Below are 3,424 nucleotides of genomic sequence, written 5' to 3' on the forward strand. Positions count from 1 at the left end.
AACAGAGTAAAACTGGGGCGGCAGGTGCGGAACCCCGCAAGGGAAAGAAGCAGAAACCTAAATCGTGAGGTTTGGGAATCACCGTCCGTTTTACGGCGGCGAGGATGTCAAGAGTTTGTATCGTTTTGTAAACGGCTTCCCGTATTCTAACGGAGTTTTTTCCCAATCTGGCAAGGGAGCGGCAAGTGGCAAGCTTTTTTCAGTGATCAGTAAACAGTAATCAGTGACCAGTGAAAGATAAGCTGCCCGCGCATTTAAATTGCTTGTGGAGATGAGATACTCTTTACTGTTGGCTCTTGCAAGAGTAAAGAGATTGGGGGAAGATTCGGCTAATCTAAGAATAAGCGGTTAAAATGCGTCTTAGCTTATCAAGGAAAACTAGAATTGTCTATGAACACATTCACTCCCCATCAAATTGTTAGTTTATTCTGCAAAAATCGAACTTTATACGGAGAAGTAATTCAGGTGATCGAAAGTCGTTCGGCTCTTTGGGTGCGTCCTCTTTGGTTAATTGTAGCCGATAATTTTGAGACAATTGATGTGCGGGAAGGTTCCGATTTAATTCTACCTATCAACTTATTTAACCCCGCCTTAGACACGGAAGTTTTACCCCTATTTTCTCAAGCAATTAAAGATAATTATATCGCCAATATTTCCTATCCTCTCCAGGACTTTGTGCAGAAAGTTTGTCAAAGTTATCCCGAATATTTTCAGAAAAATATATGATTGATGAAGGTTACGTCAAATACAATTGTACTTGGATTCCTGACCATCCCTTAATAAGCTCAGAGATTGCAGAATTAAATTATTGGCGCAATCGCCTCTATCGATTAGGATTAATCGGTCAATACGATAACGGAATCGGTTTTGGGAATGTGAGTCAACGAGGAAAAATAGACAAAGAAATTATGATTTCTGGCACTAACACCGGGGGAATCCCAGTATTAAATGAATCCCATTACACCACAGTTATAGACTACGATTGGCAAGAAAATCGGGTCACTTGTCGGGGAACAATCGCCGCTTCTTCAGAAACTCTCACCCATGCAGCGATTTATGAAGCGAATCCCCAGATTAATGGGGTGATTCATATTCATCATCGCCCCCTGTGGCAAAATTTGATGTATCGAGTGCCGACCACTCAAGAAAATATCGCCTATGGAACCCCAGAAATGGCCGCAGAAATTATCCGTTTATGTCAAGAAGAGCGTCTAGAGGAGCAACAAATTTTAGTGATGAGTGGTCACGAAGAAGGAATTATCGCCTTTGGTCAAGATTTAGAAAAAGCGGGCAATTTATTATTATCCTATTACTGGCAATCTCAAGCATCTTGAAAGTGACCTCCTCTCCAACTCACCACCCGGGAGACAAAAGCGGTTTTGATTTAGTCGTTTTCATGTTAACTTATTCTGTAGATTTTCGTTTTTGAGGAATGCCATCGTGATCGACATCTTCCATCATCTATCTGTCTCGATCGACTTTTCACCTCTTACCAATGTCTTGATGACTATTTCGGATCAAGACGTGGATATCATCGGGAATTTCCAGAAATCCTTCTCAAATTTCGTCAAAACTGGGCAAGCATGGGCCTTATTAATCGGTTTGGTTGTCGGTTATCTGTTTCGAGGTTTTACTTCTTATTAGCTTTTCGCCTATCAGCATTCAGCCAGAGTGAGCAATTCTTGCTATTCTTATGCTTGTAGAGTTGGAGATTTTTCTAACCTGAAGCGGTAATGCTATCAGCACCGGATTATTCCCAAAAATTGTCCAGCATATTTTGGTTAACTTTATACACAATAATCTAACGAAAACAGTGACAGCAAAGAAAACTTGGAGCGATCGCTTTGAAGGTAGTCTCCATCCTACGATCGTAGAATTTAACGCCAGTATTGGCTTTGATATCGAATTAATCGAGTATGATCTCACTGGATCGATAGCTCACGCTAAAATGCTCGCCTATACGGGTATTATCAGCCCCGAAGAAGCAGATAGTCTCGTCTCTGGATTGGAACAAATTCGTCAAGAATACCGCACCGGCAACTTTAACCCCGGCATCGATCAAGAGGACGTGCATTTTGCCGTGGAACGTCGTTTAACCGAGATTGTGGGAGATGTGGGCAAAAAACTGCACACGGCCCGTTCGCGGAATGATCAGGTAGGAACGGATATACGTCTGTATCTTAGACAACAAATCGATGATATTAGGCAAGAAATTCGCAATTTTCAGCAAGCTTTAGTCAATCACGCCGAAAACCATCTGGAAACCCTGATCCCCGGTTATACCCACCTGCAGCGCGCTCAACCGATTAGTTTAGCCCATCATCTCCTAGCTTATTTTCAAATGGCCGAACGGGATCACCAAAGATTAGGAGAAATTCGCGCCAGGACTAATATTTCGCCCCTAGGATGCGGGGCCTTAGCCGGGACTACCTTTCCGATTGATCGTCATTACAGCGCCAATTTACTCGATTTTGAGCAGGTTTATAACAATAGTCTCGATGGAGTTAGCGATCGGGATTTTGCTATTGAATTCATGACGGCCGCTAGTCTGATTATGGTACACCTGAGCCGTTTGAGCGAAGAAATGATTCTCTGGTCTTCCCAAGAATTTAGTTTTATCACTCTCACCGATAGTTGTGCCACGGGATCTAGCATTATGCCCCAGAAAAAAAATCCCGATGTTCCCGAATTGGTGCGCGGCAAAACAGGGCGGGTTTTTGGGCATTTACAGGCGTTATTGACCTTAATGAAGGGTTTACCCCTGGCCTATAACAAAGACTTGCAGGAGGACAAGGAGGCGTTATTTGATGGCGTTAAAACCGTGCGGATTTGTTTGCAAGCGATGACGGTACTTTTAGCCACCGGAATTCAATTTAAAACTGACCGATTAGCTAATGCGGTTGCGGAAGATTTTTCTAATGCAACGGATGTGGCGGATTATTTAGCCAGTAAGGGGATTCCCTTCCGAGAAGCTTATAATTTAGTCGGGAAAGTCGTTAAAAGCAGTTTGGCAGCGGGTAAGTTATTGAAAGATTTAACCCTGACGGAATGGCAAGAATTACATCCAGCTTTTGAGGCCGATATCTATGACGCGATCGCTCCTCGTCAGGTGGTGGCAGCCCGTAATAGCTATGGTGGCACAGGTTTTGAACAAGTGCGATCGGCTTTAATTCAAGCTAAAGCCATTCTCGATCATCGAAAATTTGCGTCTGAAACCCCGCCGTTCTAGGTTGGCTTTACTGTTAAATACTAGCGCATTTACACGATATATGCTAGAATGTGAGACATGGAAAAAGCCTACTCGTTCCGATTTTACCCCACACCCGAACAAGAGTCGCTATTGCGGCGCACTTTGGGCTGTGTAAGATTGGTTTACAATAAGGCACTCCATCTCAGAACACAAGCATGGTACGAAAGACAAGAA

5 protein-coding genes are annotated in these 3,424 nt (G+C 43.3%); all 5 read left to right on the plus strand.

All coding sequences use genetic code 11. The features are described 5' to 3' along the window. Positions 1-390: 390 nt before the first annotated feature. Positions 391-726: a hypothetical protein gene (locus IM477_RS00955; RefSeq protein WP_287730134.1), complete on the plus strand. Its 336-nt coding sequence runs from the start codon at positions 391-393 to the stop codon at positions 724-726. After that, positions 723-1,334, plus strand: a complete 612-nt coding sequence (locus tag IM477_RS00960) for a class II aldolase/adducin family protein (RefSeq protein ID WP_287730135.1) — start codon at positions 723-725, stop codon at positions 1,332-1,334. The genes IM477_RS00955 and IM477_RS00960 overlap by 4 nt, the downstream gene beginning before the upstream one ends. A 106-nt stretch (positions 1,335-1,440) precedes the next feature. Continuing rightward, on the plus strand, positions 1,441-1,644 hold the full coding sequence (locus IM477_RS00965; protein WP_287730136.1) for a hypothetical protein: 204 nt from the start codon (positions 1,441-1,443) through the stop codon (positions 1,642-1,644). 169 nt (positions 1,645-1,813) lie between these two features. Beyond that, the gene (gene argH / locus IM477_RS00970; RefSeq protein WP_002759216.1) at positions 1,814-3,229 is read left to right on the plus strand and encodes an argininosuccinate lyase; all 1,416 of its coding nucleotides are present in this window, start codon (positions 1,814-1,816) and stop codon (positions 3,227-3,229) included. Between the two features lie 57 nt (positions 3,230-3,286). Next, positions 3,287-3,424 (plus strand): helix-turn-helix domain-containing protein (locus IM477_RS00975; RefSeq protein WP_287077950.1); only part of this gene is annotated, 138 nt, incomplete at its 3' end.

It is taken from the genome of Microcystis sp. M090S1 (assembly GCF_020246295.1).
GTDB classification, from domain to species: domain Bacteria; phylum Cyanobacteriota; class Cyanobacteriia; order Cyanobacteriales; family Microcystaceae; genus Microcystis; species Microcystis aeruginosa.

Coding starts and splice junctions, on each gene's coding strand:
- IM477_RS00955 (WP_287730134.1), top strand. CDS start 391: ATGAACACATTCACTCCCCATCAAATTGTTAGTTTATTCTGCAAAAAT.
- IM477_RS00960 (WP_287730135.1), top strand. CDS start 723: ATGATTGATGAAGGTTACGTCAAATACAATTGTACTTGGATTCCTGAC.